Genomic DNA, 18006 nt, shown 5'->3' with positions numbered 1-18006 from the left:
GGAGCGACGCCGTGAAGATCCTGACCCTGCAGAACAACGACCGCACCCCCTCGGGCCTGATCGGCGCGGCGATCGCGGAGGCGGGCGGGGTCGAGGACACGCGGTTCCCGGAGCGTGGCGATGCCGTGCCGGCCGACGCCTCCGGCCATGACGGGCTGCTGGTGCTGGGCGGCGGCCAGTTCGCGGGCGACGACGTCGCGCATCCCTATCTGCCGGCGGAGCTGGCCGCGATCCGCGCCTTCGCCGCGGCCGGCAAGCCGGTGCTGGGCATCTGCCTCGGCGCCCAGCTGCTGGCCCGGGCGCTGGGCGGGACGGTGCGCCGCCACCACACGCCGGAGGTCGGCTTCACCGCGATCGCGGCGACCGAGGCGGCCGAGGCCGACCCGCTGCTGCGCGGCCTGTCGCCCCTGCCGCGGCTGATGCATTGGCACTACGACACCTTCGACCTGCCGCAGGGCGCGACGCTGCTGGCGACCACCCCCGTCTGCGCCAACCAGGCCTTCACCGCCGGGCCGGGCCTGTACGGGCTGCAGTTCCATCTCGAGGTCACCGCCGGAATCGTCGAGGGCTGGGTCGACGCCTTCCCGGACTGGACGCGGGACCGGTTCCCGGATTTCTTCGCCACCTATCGCGATCAGCTGGCGAACGACCTGCCGGGCGCCGACCGTTTCGCCCGCCAGGTCGGGCTGCGCTGGATGGAGATGGTCCGGGCGGCGCGGGCGGGGAGCCAGCGGGCGGCCTGAGGCCGGAGAGGGCGGGGGATGACCTTCGACGATGTCTGCGCCATCGCCCTGGCCTGGCCCGGCGTCGAACGGTCGACCTCCTACGGCACGCCGGCGCTGAAGGTGAAGGGCAAGCTGCTGGCCCGGCTGCGCGAGGACGGCGAGACGCTGGTCGTGCCCGGCGTCGGCTTCGACGAGCGCGAGATGCTGATCGAGGCCGAGCCCGAGGTGTTCCACCTCTCCCCGCATTACCGCGACTGGCCGATCGTGCTGATGCGCCTGCCGAAGGCCGGCGCGGATGCGGTCGAGGCCCTGCTGCTCCGGCGCTGGCGCGAGGCCGCGCCGAAGCGGCTGGTGAAGGACTTCGACGCGGCGCGGGTTGATCAATAAGTGACTGACTCAGCTCTTCGGCTTTTGATCAGGAAGTTGAGATCCCTTTATTGTCATTGCCGGGCTTGACTCGGCAATCCAGAAGATGTCGACATTCTCTGGATGCCCGGGTCAAGCCCGGGCATGACAGTATAAATTGACTAGATTGCTCTGAACCGACATCTGGTTGCTCGTTCCCTCAACCGAGCAGCATCCGGCGCAGCACGTCGTCGCGCAGCGCGTAGTGGTGGATCAGCGCTGCGGCCGCATGCAGCCCGGCCAGGACGATGATGGCCCAGGCAACGGTGTCGTGCAGCCCGCCGATCCGGTGCGCCAGGTCGGGATTGGGCGCGAAGGCCGCCGGCACGTCGAACAGGCCGAAGAACCGGAACGGCTCGCCCTGCGCCCAACGGAACAGGAAGCCCAGCACCACCTGTGCCGCCAACAGCAGGTACAGCGCGTGATGCGCCGCCTTGGCCGCCAGGTGCTGCAGGCCGGTGTTCGCCGGCGGCAGGCGGCGACCCCGGCTGCCGCGCCAGAGCAGGCGCGCGATCAGCACCGCCGTCAGCAGCAGGCCGCAGGAGATGTGCAGTGACTGCGCGCCCTTCCGCAGCGGCGTGCCGCGCGGCAGGAAGCCCAGATCTCCGCCAGCGCGAACAGCAGGATGACGAGCGCCGCCGTCAGCCAGTGCAGCAGGATGGTCGCCCGGTCGTAGCGGCTTGCGGGCCGGTCGGTCTGGGCCGCGGTCGCGGCGGCTTGCTGGATCGTCATTCGGATGCTCGTGGCTGTGTCTGTCGTGGGCCGATGAGGGCCCCAGCCTTTTCGCTCAAACAGCCGGCGGAAGTACGATTAATAAAAAGACAGGGAGACGCGGCGTCACAGGCGCGCCATCAGCATGGCGAAGCGGGTCAAGCCTTCCGGCCAGGGGCCGTGGCCGCTGGCGCTGTCGAGGCCGCCGGCGTCGCCGGCATCGACGAACTGGCTGCCCCAGGCGGCCGCAAGGTCGTCGGCCACGGCCAGGGCGCAGCCCGGATCGCTGGCGCTGGCGACCAGCAGGGACGGGAAGGGCAGCGGGTCGCGGGGCACAGCCTCGTAACCGGGCACGCCGGCCGGGTCCGGCGGCGCCACCAGCAGCGCCCCGGCGACGCGGCCGTTCAGGCGCGGGGCGGCGGAGGCGACGGCCAGCACGCCCAGGCCATGGGCGATCAGCACCACCGGCTTGTCGGCGGCGTCGACCGCGGCGACCAGGGCCTCGACCCGGCCCCGGTCGGCCGGATCGTCGGCGCTGCCGACCCAGCGCGCGGTCTTGAGGCGCGACTGCCAGCGGGCCTGCCAGTGCCCCTCGTCCGGCGAGGCCAGGCCGGGGACCATGAGGATATGGGCGTCGGAGGATTTCATGATGGAAGTGCTACCGATCAGGCGCCGGCCTTGTCCAGCGCCGCGGCCAGGGCGCGGAACGGCAGCTCGACGCAGTCGTGCCGGCTGCGCACGGCGCGGACCGGGGTGAAGATCTCCAGCTCCGGCCAGGGCGGGGCGGCCCCCTCGCGCAGCATCGGCCGGATGCCGGCCGCGATCTCGCGCAGCGTCGCCGGGGCCTGGCCGACCGCCTTCTCGGCGATCAGCGCCGCCGAGGCCTCGCACAGCACGCAGCCGCGCACCAGGTGGCCGACCCTGGCCACCTTGCCGTCCGCCAGGGTCAGGTCGATGGTCACCCGGTCGCCGCAGAGCGGGTTGTCGATCATCGCCGACCCGTCGGGCTCGGGCAGCCGCCCGGCACCGGTCGCGTCCCGCGCCTTCTGCAGGATGGCCTGGTCGTAGAGCGCGTCGATCATCGCGTCGGAACCTTGGCGGTCAGGGTCGACAGCGTCTCCGGCGTGTCGACGTCGAACAGCACGGCGGTGTCGCCGGCCTCGATCTCCACCACCTCGTCGGCATGCTCGCCGATCAGGTGGCGGGCGCCGACATCGCCGGCGACCGCGGCCATGGCCGGGAAGAAGCGGCGGTCCCACAGCACCGGGTTGCCGCGCTTGCCCTGATGAGTCGGCACCACGATCGAACGGCCCTCGGTCGGCGCATAGGCGGCGACCAGCCGCTCGATCAATCGCGAGTCGATGCGCGGCATGTCGCCGAGGCAGACGATGGCGGCATCGACCTCGTGCGGCAGCGCCGCGAGCCCGGCGGCGAGGGAGGTGCTGAGGCCTTCGGCATAGCGGGGGTTGGCCGTGAAGGTGACCGCCCGGTCGGCCAGCACCGCCTCGACCTGCTCGCGTTCATGCCCGGTGACGACGACCACCGGGCCGATGCCCTTGGTTCCGAGCGCGGCGTCGACCGCATGCGCCACCATCGGCTTGCCGTCGACCGGGGCCAGCAGCTTGTTCAGCTCGCCCATGCGGCGCGACTGGCCGGCGGCGAGCACCACCACGCCGACATTCGGCGCGTGCGGCATGCCGTTGCCGTCGGCGGTGCGGTCGCGGGGCAGGGGGCGGCTCGGGATCTCGGCCAGGAGGCCGCCGACGCCCATGGCCATGACATCGAGGCGGGTGACGGTCAGGCCGGCGGCGATGCGCTGCAGCACCCAGTCGAAGCCGTTCAGCTTGGGCGACCGGGCGCAGCCGGGCAGGCCCAGCACCGGCATGGCGCCGATGCGGCCCATCAGCAGCAGGTTGCCGGGATCGACCGGCATTCCGAAATGCTCGACGATGCCGCCCGACGCCTCGATCGCCGCCGGCAGCACGTCGCGCCGATCGGTGATGGCCGAGGCGCCGGCGATCAGCAACAGGTCGAGGCCGAGATTCTGCACCATGCGGATCTCGCTGGTCAGCGCCGGGGCCTTGTGGTCCGACCGGCGCTCGCGCGCCAGCGTGCCGCCCAGCCGGGCCAGCCGCTCCGCCGTCACCTGGGCGGTCTTGTCCAGCACGCTCGGCTTGGTCGTCGGCAGCCTGGTCTGGATCAGCCCGACCTTGAGCGGCCGGTAGCGGGCCAGGCGCAAAGCCGGCCCGCGCTCGGGCAGCGACGACATCACCTCGACCAGCGACACCGCGTCGGTCGGCGCGGCGAAGGGGATGATCTTGATCGTCGCCACCATCTGCTTGGGCGCGACCTCGGCCCATTCGGGCAGGGTGGCGATCGTGATCGATTCGTCGAGCCGGTTCAGCCGGTCGATCCGCTCGCGGTCGATCACGACCACGCCGGCCGCCTCGGCGTAGAGATTGACTCGGCCGGTGAAGGCGGCGCTGGCGCTCAGCCCCGGCCCCTGCACGGCCGCGGCGACCCGTTCGGCGGCCTGATCCTCGTGGATGTCGCCGCGCTCGAGCCGCGCCGCCTGCACCTCCTCGACGCCGGCGGCCTTCAGCGCCGCGATGTCGGCCTCGCTCAGCCGCCGTCCCTTGCGGAACACCGTGTCGCCGGCGGCGACGGCGTGGGCGAGGATGGCGCCGGCGGCCTCGGCGACGGGCAGGGAGCCGAAGATCACGCGGGGGCCTTTCCGTGCGGTTCGGCGCCGTGCAGCACCGCGGTCATCTGCGCCATCACGGCGATCGCGATCTCGGCCGGGGAGACGGCCCCGATGGCGAGGCCGGCCGGCCCGTGGATCCGGGCCAGCGCGTCGGTGCCGTGGCCGCGCGCGGTCAGCCGCTCGATCCGCCCGGCATGCGTCTTCCGGCTGCCGAGGGCGGCGATGTAGAAGGCCGGGGATTTCAGCGCCACGTCCAGCGCCGGGTCGTCCAGCTTGGGGTCGTGGGTCAGGGTGACGACGGCGGTGCGGCCGTCCGGCTTCAGCGCGGCAAGGCCGTCATCCGGCCATTCGGTGCTGACCTTGACGCCGGGGAAGCGTTCGTCGGAGGCGAAGGCGCGGCGTGGGTCGATCACGGTGACGTCGTAGCCGGCCAGCGCCGCCATCGGCGCCAGCGCCTGGGCGATGTGGACGGCGCCGACGATGGCCAGCCGCAGCGGCGGCACGAAGGCCTGGATGAACAGCTTGCCGTCCGCGGCCGTGCGGCTGCGGTTGTGGCGCAGCGCCTCGTCGATGGCGCCCCGCAGCGCCGCGTCGACCGGCAGGTCGCCGGTCACGGCGCCGTCGATCACCAGCGCCTGGGCGCCGCTGGAGAGATCGGTGACCAGCGCCGCGGTCTTGTGCTCGGCCCGCGCGGCCTGCAGCGCGTCGAGGATCTCGCGCTTCACGACAGCCGCTCGACGAAGACCTGGACCTTGCCGCCGCAGGCCAGCCCGACCTCCCAGGCCTGCTCGTCGGTGACGCCGAAATCGAGCAGGCGCGGCTTGCCGTCCTGCATCACCTCCAGCGCTTCGCGCACCACGGCGCCCTCGATGCAGCCGCCGGAGACCGAGCCCTGCATCCGGCCTTCGCCGTCGATCACCAGCTGGCTGCCGGCCGGGCGTGGCGAGGAGCCCCAGGTCGAGACCACGGTCGCCAGAGCCACCGGACGTCCCTCGGCGGCCCAGGCCGAGGCCAGAGCCAGCACATCGTCGTGATCGGTCATTGCACCACCTCCTGCTGGGCGGCAGCCAAATGCCGCCACCTGGCCATGCGCCGGTCGCCGCGCACCGGGTCCTCGGCCAGCACATCCACCAGCGCGGCCAGGCTGGCCAGGCTGTGGACCGGGCGGAACTCGTCGACATGCGGCATCAAGGCGCGCGCCCCCATAGATTTTGGCGCATAGCCGTCCCAACGCAACAGGGGGTTGAGCCAGATCAGCCGGCGAGAGCTGCGATGCAGCCGGTCGATCTCGCCCTCCAGCCGGTCGCCGGCGTCGCGGTCGAGCCCGTCGGTGATCAGGATCACCACCGCGCCCTGGCCCAGGACGCGGCGGCCCCAGACCCGGTTGAACTCGGCCAGGCAGGCGCCGATGCGGGTGCCGCCGCCCCAGTCCTGGGCAGCCCGGCCGACGCGGTCCAGCGCGTCGTCGACGTCGCGGCGGCGCAGCTGCCGGGTGATGTTGGTCAGCCTGGTGCCGAAGACGAAGCTGTGCACCCGGTCGCGCTCGGTCGTCACGGCGTGGAGGAAATGCAGCAGCATGCGCGAATACTGGCTCATCGAGCCGGAGATGTCGCACAGCACCACCAGCGGCGGCGGCCGGGTGCGGCGGATGCGCCGCGCCAGGTCGATGGAATGGCCGCCGGCGCGCAGCGACCGGCGCAGCGTCTGGCGCATGTCGACGAGGGGCGCCGAATGGTGTGGGGCGAAGCGCCGGGTCGGCACGTCGCGCACCGGCAGGCGGAAGCGCGCGATGGCGGCCCGGGCGCGGGCCAGCTCCTCCGCGCTCATCTGCTCGAAATCCTTCTGCTGCAGCTTCTCGCGCTCGGAGAAGGTCAGGCTGGCGTCGACCTCCAGCTCCGGCGGCTCCTCGGCGTCGTCGGGCGCCTCGCCGCGGCCGGGCTGGCGGTCGGCGAAGGCTTCGGCGACGCGGCGGTTGACGGCGCGCTCCTCCTCCTTGCCGGTGCGGATCTGCGGCAGCATCAGCGTCATGGCGCGCTTCAGCATGTCCGGGTTGCGCCAGAACAGGTGGAAGGCCTGGTCGAAGATCTCGCGCTGGTCGCGCCGGTTCACCAGCGTGGCGTGCAGCGCCCAGTACACGTCCTGGCGGCTGGCGATGCCGACCGTCTCCAGCGCCTCCAGCGCCGCCAGGGTGCGGCCGGGCCCGACCGGCAGGCCGGCGGCGCGCAGGGCGCGGCAGAACTGCATGACGTTGAGGGCCAGGCGGCCCTTCTCGGCCGGGGCGGGATCAGCCGGCATGGCGGCCGCTCCATTCCTCGGCCAGCAGGGCGTAGACGAGGTCGTCGCACCACTCGCCCTTGGCCCAGACCGAACGCCGGAAATGCGCCTCGCGCCGGAAGCCCAGCCGCTCGAACAGGGCGACGGAGCGGGCGTTGCGCGGGTCGATCGACGCCTGCAGCCGGTGCCGGGCCTCCTCCGCGAACAGGCGGCGGATCAGCGCGTCCAGCGCCTCGGTGGCGAGGCCGCGCCCCTGGGAGCCCGTGGCGAAGGTGACGCCGAGCTCGACGAGTCGCGGCTCCACGGCCAGAACATGGACGCCGATGTCGCCCAGCAACCGGTCGTCCGAGCGGTCGGCCACGGCAATCTGGAACCACTGGCCCGGCAGGCCGTAGGGGGCGCCGGCCATCCCGGCGACGAAGGCTTCGGCCTCCTCCCGGCCGCAGCCGTCCCAGCCCTGCCAGCGCGCGACCGCGGGGTCGTCCCGATAGGCGCGGAACGCCCCGGCATCCCGCGCCATGAAGCGCCGCAGGACCAGGCGGTCGGTCCGGATCGGGGCGAAGCCGCCGTCGCTCATACCGGTATGGACACCGCGGCGGCGGCCGCGGCGTTCATCTCTGCCCGCATCTCGGACAGGAGCCGCGCCGCCTCGGCGCCCTGGATGCGTTCGATGTCGTCCTGGTACTTCAGGATGGTGCCCAGCGTGTCGCGCACCACGTCGGGGTCCAGCTCCAGCACGTCCAGCTCGGTCAGCGCCTGGGCCCAGTCCAGCGTCTCGGCCACGCCCGGCTGCTTGAACAGGTCCATCCGGCGCAGCTTCTGGACGAAGGCGACGATCTGGGCGCTCAGCGCCTCCGGCGTGCCCGGCGCCTTGGCGTGCAGGATGGCGCGCTCGCGCTCCGCATTCGGGTAGTCGACCCAGTGGTAGAAGCAGCGGCGCTTCAGCGCGTCGTGGATCTCGCGGGTGCGGTTCGAGGTGACGATGACGATCGGCGGCTCGGCCGCCTTGATGGTGCCGAGCTCCGGGATCGTCACCTGGAAATCGGACAGCACCTCCAGCAGGAAGGCCTCGAACGGCTCGTCGGTGCGGTCCAACTCGTCGATCAGCAGCACGGCCGGGCCGGCGACGTCCGGCTCCAGCGCCTGCAGCAGCGGCCGGCGGATCAGGAAGCGCTCGGCGAAGATGTCGCTGGCCAGCTGGTCGCGGTCCTGCACGCCGCCGGCCTCGGCCAGGCGGATCTCCAGCATCTGGCGCTGGTAGTTCCACTCATAGACCGCGGCGGCGATGTCGAGGCCTTCGTAGCATTGCAGCCGCACCAGGCGCCGACCCAGCGTCGCTGCCAGCACCTTGGCGATCTCGGTCTTGCCGACCCCGGCCTCGCCTTCCAGGAACAGCGGCCGCTTCAGCCGCAGGGCCAGGAACAGGGCGGTCGCCAGCGGCCGGTCGGCGACATAGTCGCCGCGGGACAGCAGGGCGAGGGTCTCCTCGACGGAGGCGGGCAGGGCGGCAGCGTTCATCGGACGAATCCCAATTTTCCGGCAGGATACGGGGATGGGCGGGCAGGGGCCAGTGCCGGCGGTGCCGCGGGTCGTCACGGTGCTGTAACCGCCCCGTCGTCAATCCGTCGCCACCCTCATGGTCTCTTCCGCGCGCTCGAAGAGGGGAGAGACCGATGATCGACACTGGCTTCACGATCCGCCGGCGCACGCTGATGGGCGGCCTGGCCGCCGCGGCGGCGCTGACCCGCGCCGGGGCCGCCGGTGCCGCCGCGGCGCCGGCCGCGCCCGAAGGGACCGCCGCCGATCTGGCCCGCAACACCGCCTATTGGGACGAGGTGCGCAAGCTCTACGCGGTGACCGGCGACATCACCAACCTCGAGAACGGCTACTGGGGCATCATGGCCGAGCCGGTGCGCCGCGAATACCAGCGCCTGACCGACATGGTGAACCGCGACAATTCCTTCTACGCCCGGGCCAGGTCCGGCCCGGACCTCGAGGCCGTGCGCCAGGCCGTCGCCGCCGCAGTCGGCGCGGCGCCGGAGGAGATCGCCCTGACCCGCGGCGCCACCGAGGCGCTGCAGCTCCTGATCGGCAACTACAACCGGCTGCGGCCGGGCGACACGGTGATCTATTCCGACCTCGACTATGATTCGATGCAGTACGCGATGAACGCGCTGAAGGCCCGGCGCGGCGTCGAGGTGGTGAAGTTCGCGCTGCCGGAGCCGGCGACGCGCCAGGCCGTGCTGGACGCCTATGCCCAGGTCCTCGCCGCCAACCCCAAGGCGCGGCTGCTGCTGCTGACCCATCTCAGCCACCGCACCGGGCTGGTGATCCCGGTCGCCGAAGTCGCAGCCATGGCTAGGGCGCGCGGGGTGGACGTGATCGTCGATGCCGCCCATTCCTGGGGCCAGATGGATTTCCAGGTGACCGACCTCGGCGCCGATTTCGTCGGCTTCAACCTGCACAAATGGATCGGCGCGCCGCTCGGTGTGGGCTTCCTCTACATCCGTAAGGAGCGGATCGCCGACATCGACCGCGACATGGGCGATGAGGATTGGCCGGAGGCCGACATCCGCTCCCGCGTCCACACCGGCACGGTGAACTTCGCCGCCGTGCTGGCCGTGCCGCAGGCGATCGCGCTGCACCAGGAGATCGGCGCCGCGCGGAAGCAGGCGCGGCTGCGCCATCTGCGGGATTACTGGGTCTCCCGGGTCAGGGGCTTCAAGGACCTGCAGATCCTGACCCCGGACGAGCCCGGCAGCTACGGTGCCATCACCTCGTTCCGCTTGGCGGGCCGGACCGACAAGGCGGCGAACGACGCGATCGTGGCGGCGCTGCGCGACACCCATGGCGTGCTGACGGTGCGGCGCGCCGGCGTGGCGGCCGGCCACTGCATCCGGGTGACGCCGGCCCTCTATACGCAGGATGCGGACTTGGACAAGCTGGTGAAGGCGCTGGCGGCGGTGACCGGCTCGACGGCGGGATAGTCGCTACGCCGCGTCCGGGATCGTCTCGCCGCGCAGGTCCGGGGCCGGGGTGAACAGCTCCTGCGGCTCAGCGACCCCGCGCAGCCGGCGGGTGCCGGCGGAGATGAGGCGGACCGGGCTTAGCTCGGCGAAGCGGGACGACGTGAGGATCCGGCGGCCGATCAGCTTGGTCATCTGCTCGATCCGCGCCGCCCGGTTCACCTCCGGCCCGACCACGGTGAAGTCGAGCCGGTCGGGCGCGCCGATATTGCCGAAGATCACCTCGCCGACATGCAGCGCAATGCCGGCGTCGATCGCGTCCAGCCCCTCGGCCCGGCGGCGGTCGTTCATGGCGTCGAGGCCGGCGAAGGCTTCCAGCGCGCCGATCAGGCCGCGGGCGCAGGCCTCCTCCGCGGCTTCGCCGTCGCCCAGGCGGAAGATGGCGAGGATGCCGTCGCCCATGAACTTCAGCACCTCGCCGCCGGCGCCGTGCACCGCGCCGACGACGATGGTGAAGTACTCGTTCATCAGCTGCAGCAGCGCGTCGCGCGGCGTGGCCTCGGCCCGGGCGGTGAAGCCGCGCATGTCGCAGAACAGGATCACCGCCTCCAGTGACCGGGCGCCGCCGCGCACCACCTCGCCTTCCAGGATCCGCCGGCTGGCCTCGCGCCCGACATAGGTCTCGAGCAGATGGGCCATCTTCTGCCGGTCGATCATGATCTCGCAGACGGCGCCGAGCGCCGGCAGGATGCGCTGCACCAGGGCGATCTGGTCGGCCGAGAAGCCGTCGGGACGGTCCGAGACCATGCTGAAGCCGCTGGTCCGCGGCTCGTCGATGCCGAAGCGCATCGGCATCAGCACATAGTCCGCCGCACCCTCGGCACGCAGCTCCTGCAGCAGCGGGAATTCGACATTGGCCTCCGGCCCGACCAGCCGCCGGCGCACCATCCGGCCGCTGCGGTGCATCAGGCCCATCGGGCTGTTCTGATAGCCCGGGCCGTCCGCCCGCTCGCGCTCGAACCGGATCTCGCGCACCTGGCCCAGCGCCGGCCGCCATTCATAGGAGGCGGCGCCGATCAGCGGATGGAACTGCGGCAGCAGGAAGGTCAGCCGCCACAGCGGATAGCCGGCCTGGACCAGCCGCTCCGCCAGCGCCTGCAGCAGCGGGGCCGGCGAGGGCAGGGCGCGAGCCGGCCCGAGCAGCCAGCCGATGATCTCATCGGGGTCGAGCATGGTCCCGAGAATGCGCGGTGGTCGCGGTTTCGGGAAGGGGGCAGAGGATTCTCAGATGTCCGCCGCTTTCAGGATGGCAAGCCAGTCCTGCCGTCCGCCGAGCAGGCGTAGAATGGCGACGTGGTCACCTGCGTGCGTGTAGATGATCAGATGACTTTGGTACGCATGGATGCGGACCGGCGGATTGAACTCGCGATGCTCCCGAGCCAGGGTTGGCACGGAAGCGATCATCTCGAAGACACGCACGAGTTCGTCCAAATAGCGATCGGCCTGCGCGGCGGACCAAGTTTCGGCCGAATACCGCCAGATATCGTCGAGATCGGTCAGGGCAGCCGGAGTCAGGCGATACCGGTCTGCCTCACTTGGCGGCATGCTGTCGTCGCATCCGACGCTTGAAGGCCACGGCGTCGAAGGGTTCGGGTTCCCCGCTTTCGACCCCCTCGGTAATGGCAGCCTGCAAGGCGGCGATCGCTTCCGTCCGCTCCTGGTCCTTGCGGATCAGGTCCCGGACGTAGTCGCTAACATTGCCGTAGCGGCCGCCTTCAGCCTGCCTCTCCGCCCAAGCCTTCAAGGTGTCAGGCAGGGAAACATTCATCGTGGCCATGGCGCCCTCCTGCGGTGGCCGGGCCATGATATGACAGTCTTTGCCAAGTGTCATGGCAAAGACTGTCATGCCGAGACGACAACGGCCTGTCCCCGGTCTCCCGGAGACAGGCCGTCCATCGCGAGCGGTAGGTCAGCCGGCGGCCTGGACCGCGCGCTTGGCCATCACCTTGACCAGATGGGCCCGGTATTCGGCCGAGCCGTGGATGTCGCCGTTCATGCCGGCGGGGTCGACCGACAGCCCGTCCAGCGCCGCGGCGGAGAAATTGCCGGACAGCGCCTGCTCGGCCTCCGCCCAGCGGAACCCCCCGTCCGACCCCGCGCCGGTGACCGCGACGCGGATGCCGCCCGCCGTCTTCGCCACGAACACCCCGACCATGGCGTAGCGGCTGGCCGGGTTGTCGAACTTGATGTAGGCGGCCTTCTCCGGCTTCGGGAAGTGGATCGCAGTGATCAGCTCGTCCTCCTCCAGCGCCGTGGTGAACAGGCCTTGGAAGAAGTCGTCGGCCGCGATCTCGCGCTTGGTCGTGCGCACCGTCGCCCCGAGCGCCAGTACCGCCGCCGGGTAGTCGGCGCTGGGGTCGTTGTTGGCGACCGAGCCGCCGATGGTGCCGCGGTTGCGCACCTGGGCGTCGCCGATGTCGCCGGCCAGGGCGGCGAGGGCGGGGATCACCCGCCGCACCACGTCGGAAGCCGCGACCGTGGCATGGGTGGTCATGGCGCCGATGGTCAGGCCGCCATTCTCTTCCCTGATCCCCTTCAGCTCGGCCGCGCCGCCCAGGTCGACCAGGTCGGAGGGCGAGGCCAGGCGCTGCTTCAGCGTCGGGATCAAGGTCATGCCGCCGGCCAGGAATTTCCCGTCGGAGGCGGCGGTCAGCTTGGCCACCGCGTCGGCCGCGGAGGAGGCCTTCTGGTAATTGAACGCATACATGGTCTATCTCCTCACTCGGCCGCCATCGCGGGCGTGTGGATCGCCCGCCACACCCGCTCCGGCGTCGCCGGCATGGTCATGTCGCGGCCGATCGCATCGGTGATCGCGTTCATCAGCGCCGCCGGCGCCGCGATCGCCCCGGCCTCGCCGCAGCCCTTCACCCCGAGCGGGTTGGAGGGGTTGATGGTCTCGATCATGCCGACCTTGAAGCTGGGCAGGTCGTCGGCCCGCGGCATGCAGTAGTCCATGAAGGAGCCGGTCAGGAGCTGCCCGGTCTCCGGATCATAGGCGCAGTTCTCCAGCAGCGCCTGGCCCAGGCCTTGCGCCACGCCGCCATGCACCTGGCCCTCGACGATCATCGGGTTGATCACCCGGCCGAAATCGTCCACCGCCGTGTAGTTGGCGACGGTGACCACACCGGTCTCCGGGTCGATCTCGACCTCGCAGATCTGGGTGCCGGCCGGAAAGGTGAAGTTGATCGGGTCGTAGAAGGCGCTCTCTTCCAGCCCCGGCTCCACCCCCGCGGGATAGTTGTGCGGCACATAGGCGGCGAAGGCGACCTCCTGGATCGTCTTCGACCGGTCGGTGCCGGCCACGGTGAACTTTCCGTCCTTGAACTCGATGTCGGCCTCAGCCGCCTCGAGCTGGTGGGCCGCGATCTTCTTGCCCTTGGCGATGATCTTCTCCGCCGCCTTGACGATGGCGGATCCGCCGACGGCCAGCGAGCGCGAGCCGTAGGTGCCCATGCCGAAGGGCGTCTTGTCGGTGTCGCCGTGCACGACCTCGACCTGGTCGGCCGGCACGCCGAGAGTGCTCGACAGCAGCTGGGCGAAGGCGGTCTCGTGCCCCTGGCCGTGGCTGTGGCTGCCGGTGAAGACGGCGACATTGCCGGTCGGGTTGAACCGGATCTTCGCCGATTCCCACAGGCCGACGCCGGCGCCGAGCGAGCCGACCGCGGCCGACGGCGCGATGCCGCAAGCCTCGATGTAGCTGGAGAAGCCGATGCCGCGCAGCTTGCCGCGGCTCTGGCTCTCGGCCTTGCGGGCCGGGAAGCCGGCGTAGTCGGCCAGCTTCAGCGCCTCCTCCAGCGCCTTCGGGTAGTCGCCGCAATCATAGGTCATGATCACCGGCGTCTGGTACGGATACTGGTTCGGCTGGACGAAGTTGCGGCGCCGCAGCTCCGCCGGGTCCAGCTTCAGCTCGCGCGCCGCCAGCTCGACGATGTGCTCGATGACATAGGTCGCCTCCGGCCGCCCGGCGCCGCGATAGGCGTCGACCGGCGCGGTGTTGGTGTAGACCCCGTCGACCTCGCAATAGATCGCCGGGATGGCGTATTGCCCCGACAGCAGCGGCGCGTAGAGGAAGGTCGGCACGCAGCTGGCGAAGGTCGAGAGATAGGCGCCGAGATTGGCCGTGGTGTGCACGCGCAGGGCCAGGAACTTGCCATCCTGGTCCATCGCCAGCTCGGCATGGGTGACGTGGTCGCGGCCATGGGCGTCGGCCAGGAAGCTCTCGCTGCGCTCGCCGGTCCATTTCACCGGCCGGCGGACCTTCTTCGCCGCCCAGACGCAGACCGTCTCCTCGGCATAGATGAAGATCTTCGAACCGAAGCCGCCGCCGACATCGGGCGCGATCACCCGCAGCTTGTGCTCCGGCGCGATGCCGATGAAGGCGGACAGCACCAGCCGCGCCACATGCGGGTTCTGGCTGGTGGTGTAGAGGGTGAAGCTGTCCGAGCCGCGGTCGTATTCGCCGATCGCCGCCCGCGGCTCCATCGCGTTCGGGATCAGCCGGTTGTTCTGCAGATCCAGCTTGGTGACATGGGCGGCGCGGGCGAAGGCGGCCTCGACATCGGCCTTGTTGCCCAACTCCCACTCGTAGACGGTGTTGGCCGGAATGTCGTCGTGCACCAGGGCGGCGCCGGCGTCGCGGGCCTTCTCGGGCAGCACGACGGGCGGCAGCTCCTCGTAGTCGACGTTGATCTTCTCGGCCGCATCCTTGGCCTGGTCCTTGGTCTCGGCGATCACCACCGCGACATGGTCGCCGACATAGCGGACCTTGCCCTGGGCCAGAGCCGGGTGCGGCCCGGCCTTCATCGGCTCGCCGTTCTTCGACTTGACCAGCCAGCCGCAGATCAGCCCGCCGACCTTGTCCTTCGCCAGGTCCTCGCCGGTGAACACGGCGATGACGCCGGGCGCCGCCTCGGCCGCGCTGGTGTCGATGCCGCGGATCCGGGCATGCGCCACCGGCGAACGCAGGAAATAGGCGTAGGCCTGGCCGGGGCGGTTGATGTCGTCGGTATAGTGACCGTTGCCGGTCAGGAAACGATAATCCTCCTTGCGGCGCAGCGGGGCGCCGATGCCGTCTTGTGCCATGACCGCGCCCCCCTCATTCGGCCGCGACGCGCTGGCCGCCGGACTTGGCGGCGCAATCGAGACCCGCCTTGACGATGTTGTGGTAGCCGGTGCAGCGGCAGATGTTGCCCTCCAGCCAGTCACGCACCTCGTGCTCGGTCGGGTTCGGGTTGTTCTGCAGCAGGTCGACCGCGCTCATCACCATGCCGGGCGTGCAGAAGCCGCATTGCAGGGCGTGGTTCTCGCGGAAGGCCTCCTGCATCGGGTGCAGCGTGCCGTCGGCGGCGGCCAGGCCCTCGATCGTGGTCACCTGGCTGCCCTCGGCCTGGACGGCCAGCATGGTGCAGGACTTGACCGACCGGCCGTCGACATGGACGACGCAGGCGCCGCACTGGCTGGTGTCGCAGCCGACATGCGTCCCGGTCAGCTGCAGGTGTTCGCGCAGAAGCTGGACGAGCAGTGTGCGCGGTTCGACCTGCCGCGTCACCGACCTCCCGTTCACCGTCAGGGTCACGGTGGTGGTCATGGAATCCTCCCAAGCTGGCGTCAGGCCGCCGGGCACCGGCTGCGGCTGTTGCACGCCGCTTGCGGTGCCCGATCAGGCCACCCGGAGCGAAGGCTAAGGTTTCGTCCGACGATCGGTCAAGCCGGCCGAGGGTACGGTTCCGCCTGCGTTACAAATACAGGTACAGCAGCACCAGCACGATCACGATCAGGGCCGTGATCCAGACTGCCGGACTCAAGCCCCCGCGGCGCTCCTCGGGCGCGGGAGCCGGGGCGGGGCGGGGCGGGGCGGCGGCCGCGGGTTCGGGCTTCGGCGCCGGCTCTGCGGCCGGCACCGGCTGCGGCGCGGGGACAGGCTCGGCGGTGCCGAAGCTGGGCGCCTCGGCCGGGCTCGGCGGCGTCACCACCGTCTCGGCCGGGACCGGAATCGGCACCGGGATCTCGGTCGCGGCCGGCGCTGCCTCGGCCGGCGCGGGCGCCAAGGGCTCGGCCGCCGGGGCAGGGGCGGGCGCGGCGGCGCCGGCGCGCTGCTCCATCTCGGCGGCGAAGCGGGCGAAGAAGTCGTCCGCCATCTTCTTGGCGGTGCCGTCGATCAGCCGCGCGCCGAGCTGCGCCAGCTTGCCGCCGATATTGGCCTTCACGGCGTATTGCAGCAGGGTGCCGTCGCCATCCTCGACCAGCCTGACGTCGGCGCCGCCCTTGGCGAATCCGGCGGCGCCGCCCTTGCCCTCGCCGGAGATGGTGTAGCTCTCCGGCGGGTTCAGGTTGGACAGGGTGACCTGGCCGCCGAAGCTGGCCTTGACCGGCCCGACCTTGGCGGTGACGGTCGCCGTCATCTCGGTCGGCGAGGTCTTCTCCAGGCTGTCGCAGCCGGGAATCGACCGGCGCAGCACCTCGGGGTCGTTCAGCCCTTCCCAGACCACCGACCGCGGCGCCGCGATCCGATGCTCGCCCGTCATCTCCATGGTGCGATTCCCTTGTCTCGAGCCGGTCGGCTCCGTCCTGTCGAAGCTAGTGCGGGCCACCGGCCGCGACAACCCTACCTTCGAGGTGCCGGCCACCGCGCATCGGCCCGGCCGAAAAAGTTGGCTGCTCCCGTCTTCGCCGCCATACTCCGCCGGCAAAAATTTCGAAGCCAGAAGGGATGTTCATGCCGGTGTCTCGACATGTCCGCCGCTGCCTGGGAGCCGCGGCGGGAACGCTAGCCTTCATGTCGATCGCACCGGCCCGGGCCGCCGCCGACGGCGCGCCGCATCTGGACGGGTCGGAGCTCGGCCTGGCCTGGATCATCCCCTTCGTCGGCATCCTGCTGTCGATCGCGCTGTTCCCGCTGGTGCGGCCGCATTTCTGGCACCGGCATTTCGGCAAGGTCGCCGCCTTCTGGGGGCTGGCCTTCCTGCTGCCCTTCGCCGCGGTCCATGGCGCCGACCTCGCCCTGTACGAGGTGATCGCCGTCGCCCTGACCGAGTACCTGCCCTTCATCATCCTGCTGGCGTCGCTGTTCGTCGTCGCCGGCGGGGTACGGGTCAAGGGCACGCTGGTCGGCACGCCGGCGGTCAATCTCGGCATCCTCGCCATCGGCACCGCGATCGCCAGCTGGATGGGCACCACCGGCGCCTGCATGCTGCTGATCCGGCCGCTGCTGCGCGCCAACGAGAACCGGCGCTTCCGCGTGCACACCGTGGTGTTCTTCATCTTCCTGGTCGGCAATATCGGCGGGGCGCTGACGCCGCTGGGCGACCCGCCGCTGTTCCTCGGCTTCCTGCAGGGGGTGTCGTTCTTCTGGCCGACGCAGCACCTGCTGCTGCCGATGCTGGTCTGCTCGGCGATCCTCCTGGCCCTCTATTTCGCCATCGACACCGTGCTGTTCCGGCGCGAGCACGCGCTGCGCGAAGTGCCGCCGGAACCGCGCGTGCCGTTCGGCCTGGAAGGCGGGATCAACCTGCTGCTGCTGGCCGGCGTCGTCGGCGCGGTGCTGCTGAGCGGCGTCTGGAAGCCGGGCGTCGCTCTCGTCGTCTATCGCGTGCCGGTGCAGCTGGAGAATCTGGTCCGCGACCTGCTGCTGCTCGCGATCATCGGCCTGTCCTGGGTGCTGACCAGCCGGGAGAGCCGGCGGCTGAACGACTTCAACTGGTTCCCGATCGTCGAGGTCGGCAAGCTGTTCGCCGCGATCTTCGTCACCATCGTGCCGGCGATCGCGATTCTGCGCGCCGGCCGGAACGGGGCGCTGGCTGACCTGGTCGACCTCGTCGGCGGCGCCGGCGACCCGAACAACCTGGCCTATTTCTGGCTGACCGGCGCGCTGTCCAGCTTCCTCGACAACGCCCCGACCTATCTCGTCTTCTTCAACATGGCCGGCGCCGACCCGCAGCACCTGATGGGGGCCTGGGCGACAACGCTCGGCGCCATCTCGGCCGGCGCGGTGTTCATGGGCGCCAACACCTATATCGGCAACGCGCCGAACTTCATGGTGCGCTCGATCGCGCAGGAGCGCGGCGTGCAGATGCCCAGCTTCTTCGGCTACATGGCCTGGTCCTGCGGCATCCTGCTGCCGCTGTTCGTGCTGGTGTCGCTGGTGTTCTACGCCGGGCCGTAA

General features: G+C 70.9%; 21 protein-coding genes. 4 read left to right on the top strand and 17 right to left on the bottom strand.

The genetic code is table 11. The annotated features are described in order from the left end of the window. Window positions 1–11: 11 nt before the first annotated feature. Window positions 12–743 (top strand): type 1 glutamine amidotransferase, encoded by a 732-nt coding sequence (locus LG391_RS02385; protein WP_225765799.1) that lies wholly within the window; start codon window positions 12–14, stop codon window positions 741–743. Between the two features lie 18 nt (window positions 744–761). Continuing rightward, the gene (locus LG391_RS02380) at window positions 762–1112 is read left to right on the top strand and encodes an MmcQ/YjbR family DNA-binding protein (RefSeq protein WP_225765797.1); all 351 of its coding nucleotides are present in this window, start codon (window positions 762–764) and stop codon (window positions 1110–1112) included. A 178-nt stretch (window positions 1113–1290) separates the two neighbouring features. Here LG391_RS02380 and LG391_RS02375 read toward each other — a convergent pair whose 3' ends face one another. From LG391_RS02375 to LG391_RS02330, 10 genes are all read right to left on the bottom strand, one after another. After that, entirely contained in the window at window positions 1291–1677 is a 387-nt protein-coding gene (locus tag LG391_RS02375) for a cytochrome b (RefSeq protein ID WP_374200731.1), read from the bottom strand. Further along, complete coding sequence (locus LG391_RS02370) at window positions 1656–1862, bottom strand: hypothetical protein (protein ID WP_225765795.1); 207 nt, start codon at window positions 1860–1862, stop codon at window positions 1656–1658. The genes LG391_RS02375 and LG391_RS02370 overlap by 22 nt, the downstream gene beginning before the upstream one ends. A 105-nt stretch (window positions 1863–1967) precedes the next feature. Continuing rightward, on the bottom strand, window positions 1968–2489 hold the full coding sequence (locus LG391_RS02365; RefSeq protein WP_225765793.1) for an alpha/beta hydrolase: 522 nt from the start codon (window positions 2487–2489) through the stop codon (window positions 1968–1970). 17 nt (window positions 2490–2506) lie between these two features. Further along, entirely contained in the window at window positions 2507–2923 is a 417-nt protein-coding gene (locus LG391_RS02360; RefSeq protein WP_225765791.1) for an iron-sulfur cluster assembly scaffold protein, read from the bottom strand. Further along, the gene (locus LG391_RS02355; protein WP_225765789.1) at window positions 2920–4563 is read right to left on the bottom strand and encodes an NTP transferase domain-containing protein; all 1644 of its coding nucleotides are present in this window, start codon (window positions 4561–4563) and stop codon (window positions 2920–2922) included. The genes LG391_RS02360 and LG391_RS02355 overlap by 4 nt, the downstream gene beginning before the upstream one ends. Next, the gene (locus LG391_RS02350) at window positions 4560–5270 is read right to left on the bottom strand and encodes an XdhC family protein (RefSeq protein WP_225765787.1); all 711 of its coding nucleotides are present in this window, start codon (window positions 5268–5270) and stop codon (window positions 4560–4562) included. Before LG391_RS02350 ends, LG391_RS02355 begins: the two co-directional genes overlap by 4 nt. Beyond that, the gene (locus LG391_RS02345) at window positions 5267–5587 is read right to left on the bottom strand and encodes an XdhC family protein (RefSeq protein WP_225765785.1); all 321 of its coding nucleotides are present in this window, start codon (window positions 5585–5587) and stop codon (window positions 5267–5269) included. The genes LG391_RS02350 and LG391_RS02345 overlap by 4 nt, the downstream gene beginning before the upstream one ends. Continuing rightward, window positions 5584–6840: a VWA domain-containing protein gene (locus LG391_RS02340; protein WP_225765783.1), complete on the bottom strand. Its 1257-nt coding sequence runs from the start codon at window positions 6838–6840 to the stop codon at window positions 5584–5586. Before LG391_RS02340 ends, LG391_RS02345 begins: the two co-directional genes overlap by 4 nt. After that, the gene (locus LG391_RS02335) at window positions 6830–7396 is read right to left on the bottom strand and encodes a GNAT family N-acetyltransferase (RefSeq protein WP_225765781.1); all 567 of its coding nucleotides are present in this window, start codon (window positions 7394–7396) and stop codon (window positions 6830–6832) included. Before LG391_RS02335 ends, LG391_RS02340 begins: the two co-directional genes overlap by 11 nt. Continuing rightward, window positions 7393–8337 (bottom strand): MoxR family ATPase, encoded by a 945-nt coding sequence (locus tag LG391_RS02330; RefSeq protein ID WP_225765779.1) that lies wholly within the window; start codon window positions 8335–8337, stop codon window positions 7393–7395. The genes LG391_RS02335 and LG391_RS02330 overlap by 4 nt, the downstream gene beginning before the upstream one ends. Before the next feature lie 155 nt (window positions 8338–8492). On the opposite strand from LG391_RS02330, the gene LG391_RS02325 reads away from it, so the two are divergent. Next, window positions 8493–9806: an aminotransferase class V-fold PLP-dependent enzyme gene (locus LG391_RS02325; RefSeq protein WP_225765777.1), complete on the top strand. Its 1314-nt coding sequence runs from the start codon at window positions 8493–8495 to the stop codon at window positions 9804–9806. Between the two features lie 3 nt (window positions 9807–9809). Here LG391_RS02325 and LG391_RS02320 read toward each other — a convergent pair whose 3' ends face one another. The 7 genes from LG391_RS02320 to LG391_RS02290 all read right to left on the bottom strand — a co-directional run bounded on the left by LG391_RS02320 (window position 9810) and on the right by LG391_RS02290 (window position 16375). Next, the gene (locus tag LG391_RS02320) at window positions 9810–11018 is read right to left on the bottom strand and encodes an adenylate/guanylate cyclase domain-containing protein (protein WP_225765774.1); all 1209 of its coding nucleotides are present in this window, start codon (window positions 11016–11018) and stop codon (window positions 9810–9812) included. 51 nt (window positions 11019–11069) lie between these two features. Beyond that, window positions 11070–11390, bottom strand: coding sequence for a type II toxin-antitoxin system RelE/ParE family toxin (locus LG391_RS02315; RefSeq protein WP_225765772.1), 321 nt, complete (start codon window positions 11388–11390; stop codon window positions 11070–11072). After that, entirely contained in the window at window positions 11377–11622 is a 246-nt protein-coding gene (locus LG391_RS02310; protein ID WP_225765770.1) for a type II toxin-antitoxin system ParD family antitoxin, read from the bottom strand. Before LG391_RS02310 ends, LG391_RS02315 begins: the two co-directional genes overlap by 14 nt. A gap of 132 nt (window positions 11623–11754) precedes the next feature. After that, on the bottom strand, window positions 11755–12552 hold the full coding sequence (locus tag LG391_RS02305) for a xanthine dehydrogenase family protein subunit M (protein ID WP_225765768.1): 798 nt from the start codon (window positions 12550–12552) through the stop codon (window positions 11755–11757). An 11-nt stretch (window positions 12553–12563) separates the two neighbouring features. Then, a complete protein-coding gene (locus tag LG391_RS02300) occupies window positions 12564–14927 on the bottom strand; it encodes a xanthine dehydrogenase family protein molybdopterin-binding subunit (protein ID WP_225765766.1) in 2364 nt (787 codons plus the stop codon). Between the two features lie 13 nt (window positions 14928–14940). Continuing rightward, window positions 14941–15432, bottom strand: coding sequence for a (2Fe-2S)-binding protein (locus LG391_RS02295; protein WP_225765764.1), 492 nt, complete (start codon window positions 15430–15432; stop codon window positions 14941–14943). 148 nt (window positions 15433–15580) lie between these two features. Next, window positions 15581–16375 (bottom strand): carbon monoxide dehydrogenase subunit G, encoded by a 795-nt coding sequence (locus LG391_RS02290; protein WP_225765763.1) that lies wholly within the window; start codon window positions 16373–16375, stop codon window positions 15581–15583. A gap of 245 nt (window positions 16376–16620) precedes the next feature. On the opposite strand from LG391_RS02290, the gene LG391_RS02285 reads away from it, so the two are divergent. After that, on the top strand, window positions 16621–18006 hold the full coding sequence (locus LG391_RS02285; RefSeq protein ID WP_225765761.1) for a sodium:proton antiporter: 1386 nt from the start codon (window positions 16621–16623) through the stop codon (window positions 18004–18006).

Origin of the sequence: Inquilinus sp. Marseille-Q2685 (assembly GCF_916619195.1) — a bacterium.
Taxonomy (GTDB): Bacteria; Pseudomonadota; Alphaproteobacteria; order DSM-16000; family Inquilinaceae; genus Inquilinus.
This window is presented reverse-complemented; position numbering and strand designations above follow the sequence as displayed.

Excerpts from the sequence above, each read along its gene's own strand:
- LG391_RS02315 (WP_225765772.1), bottom strand. The coding sequence starts at position 11,390 with ATGCCGCCAAGTGAGGCAGACCGGTATCGCCTGACTCCGGCTGCCCTG.
- LG391_RS02290 (WP_225765763.1), bottom strand. The coding sequence starts at position 16,375 with ATGGAGATGACGGGCGAGCATCGGATCGCGGCGCCGCGGTCGGTGGTC.
- LG391_RS02325 (WP_225765777.1), top strand. The coding sequence starts at position 8,493 with ATGATCGACACTGGCTTCACGATCCGCCGGCGCACGCTGATGGGCGGC.
- LG391_RS02360 (WP_225765791.1), bottom strand. The coding sequence starts at position 2,923 with ATGATCGACGCGCTCTACGACCAGGCCATCCTGCAGAAGGCGCGGGAC.
- LG391_RS02365 (WP_225765793.1), bottom strand. The coding sequence starts at position 2,489 with ATGAAATCCTCCGACGCCCATATCCTCATGGTCCCCGGCCTGGCCTCG.
- LG391_RS02300 (WP_225765766.1), bottom strand. The coding sequence starts at position 14,927 with ATGGCACAAGACGGCATCGGCGCCCCGCTGCGCCGCAAGGAGGATTAT.
- LG391_RS02285 (WP_225765761.1), top strand. The coding sequence starts at position 16,621 with ATGTCGATCGCACCGGCCCGGGCCGCCGCCGACGGCGCGCCGCATCTG.
- LG391_RS02380 (WP_225765797.1), top strand. The coding sequence starts at position 762 with ATGACCTTCGACGATGTCTGCGCCATCGCCCTGGCCTGGCCCGGCGTC.
- LG391_RS02295 (WP_225765764.1), bottom strand. The coding sequence starts at position 15,432 with ATGACCACCACCGTGACCCTGACGGTGAACGGGAGGTCGGTGACGCGG.
- LG391_RS02345 (WP_225765785.1), bottom strand. The coding sequence starts at position 5,587 with ATGACCGATCACGACGATGTGCTGGCTCTGGCCTCGGCCTGGGCCGCC.
- LG391_RS02330 (WP_225765779.1), bottom strand. The coding sequence starts at position 8,337 with ATGAACGCTGCCGCCCTGCCCGCCTCCGTCGAGGAGACCCTCGCCCTG.
- LG391_RS02370 (WP_225765795.1), bottom strand. The coding sequence starts at position 1,862 with ATGACGATCCAGCAAGCCGCCGCGACCGCGGCCCAGACCGACCGGCCC.
- LG391_RS02305 (WP_225765768.1), bottom strand. The coding sequence starts at position 12,552 with ATGTATGCGTTCAATTACCAGAAGGCCTCCTCCGCGGCCGACGCGGTG.
- LG391_RS02320 (WP_225765774.1), bottom strand. The coding sequence starts at position 11,018 with ATGCTCGACCCCGATGAGATCATCGGCTGGCTGCTCGGGCCGGCTCGC.
- LG391_RS02340 (WP_225765783.1), bottom strand. The coding sequence starts at position 6,840 with ATGCCGGCTGATCCCGCCCCGGCCGAGAAGGGCCGCCTGGCCCTCAAC.
- LG391_RS02335 (WP_225765781.1), bottom strand. The coding sequence starts at position 7,396 with ATGAGCGACGGCGGCTTCGCCCCGATCCGGACCGACCGCCTGGTCCTG.
- LG391_RS02310 (WP_225765770.1), bottom strand. The coding sequence starts at position 11,622 with ATGGCCACGATGAATGTTTCCCTGCCTGACACCTTGAAGGCTTGGGCG.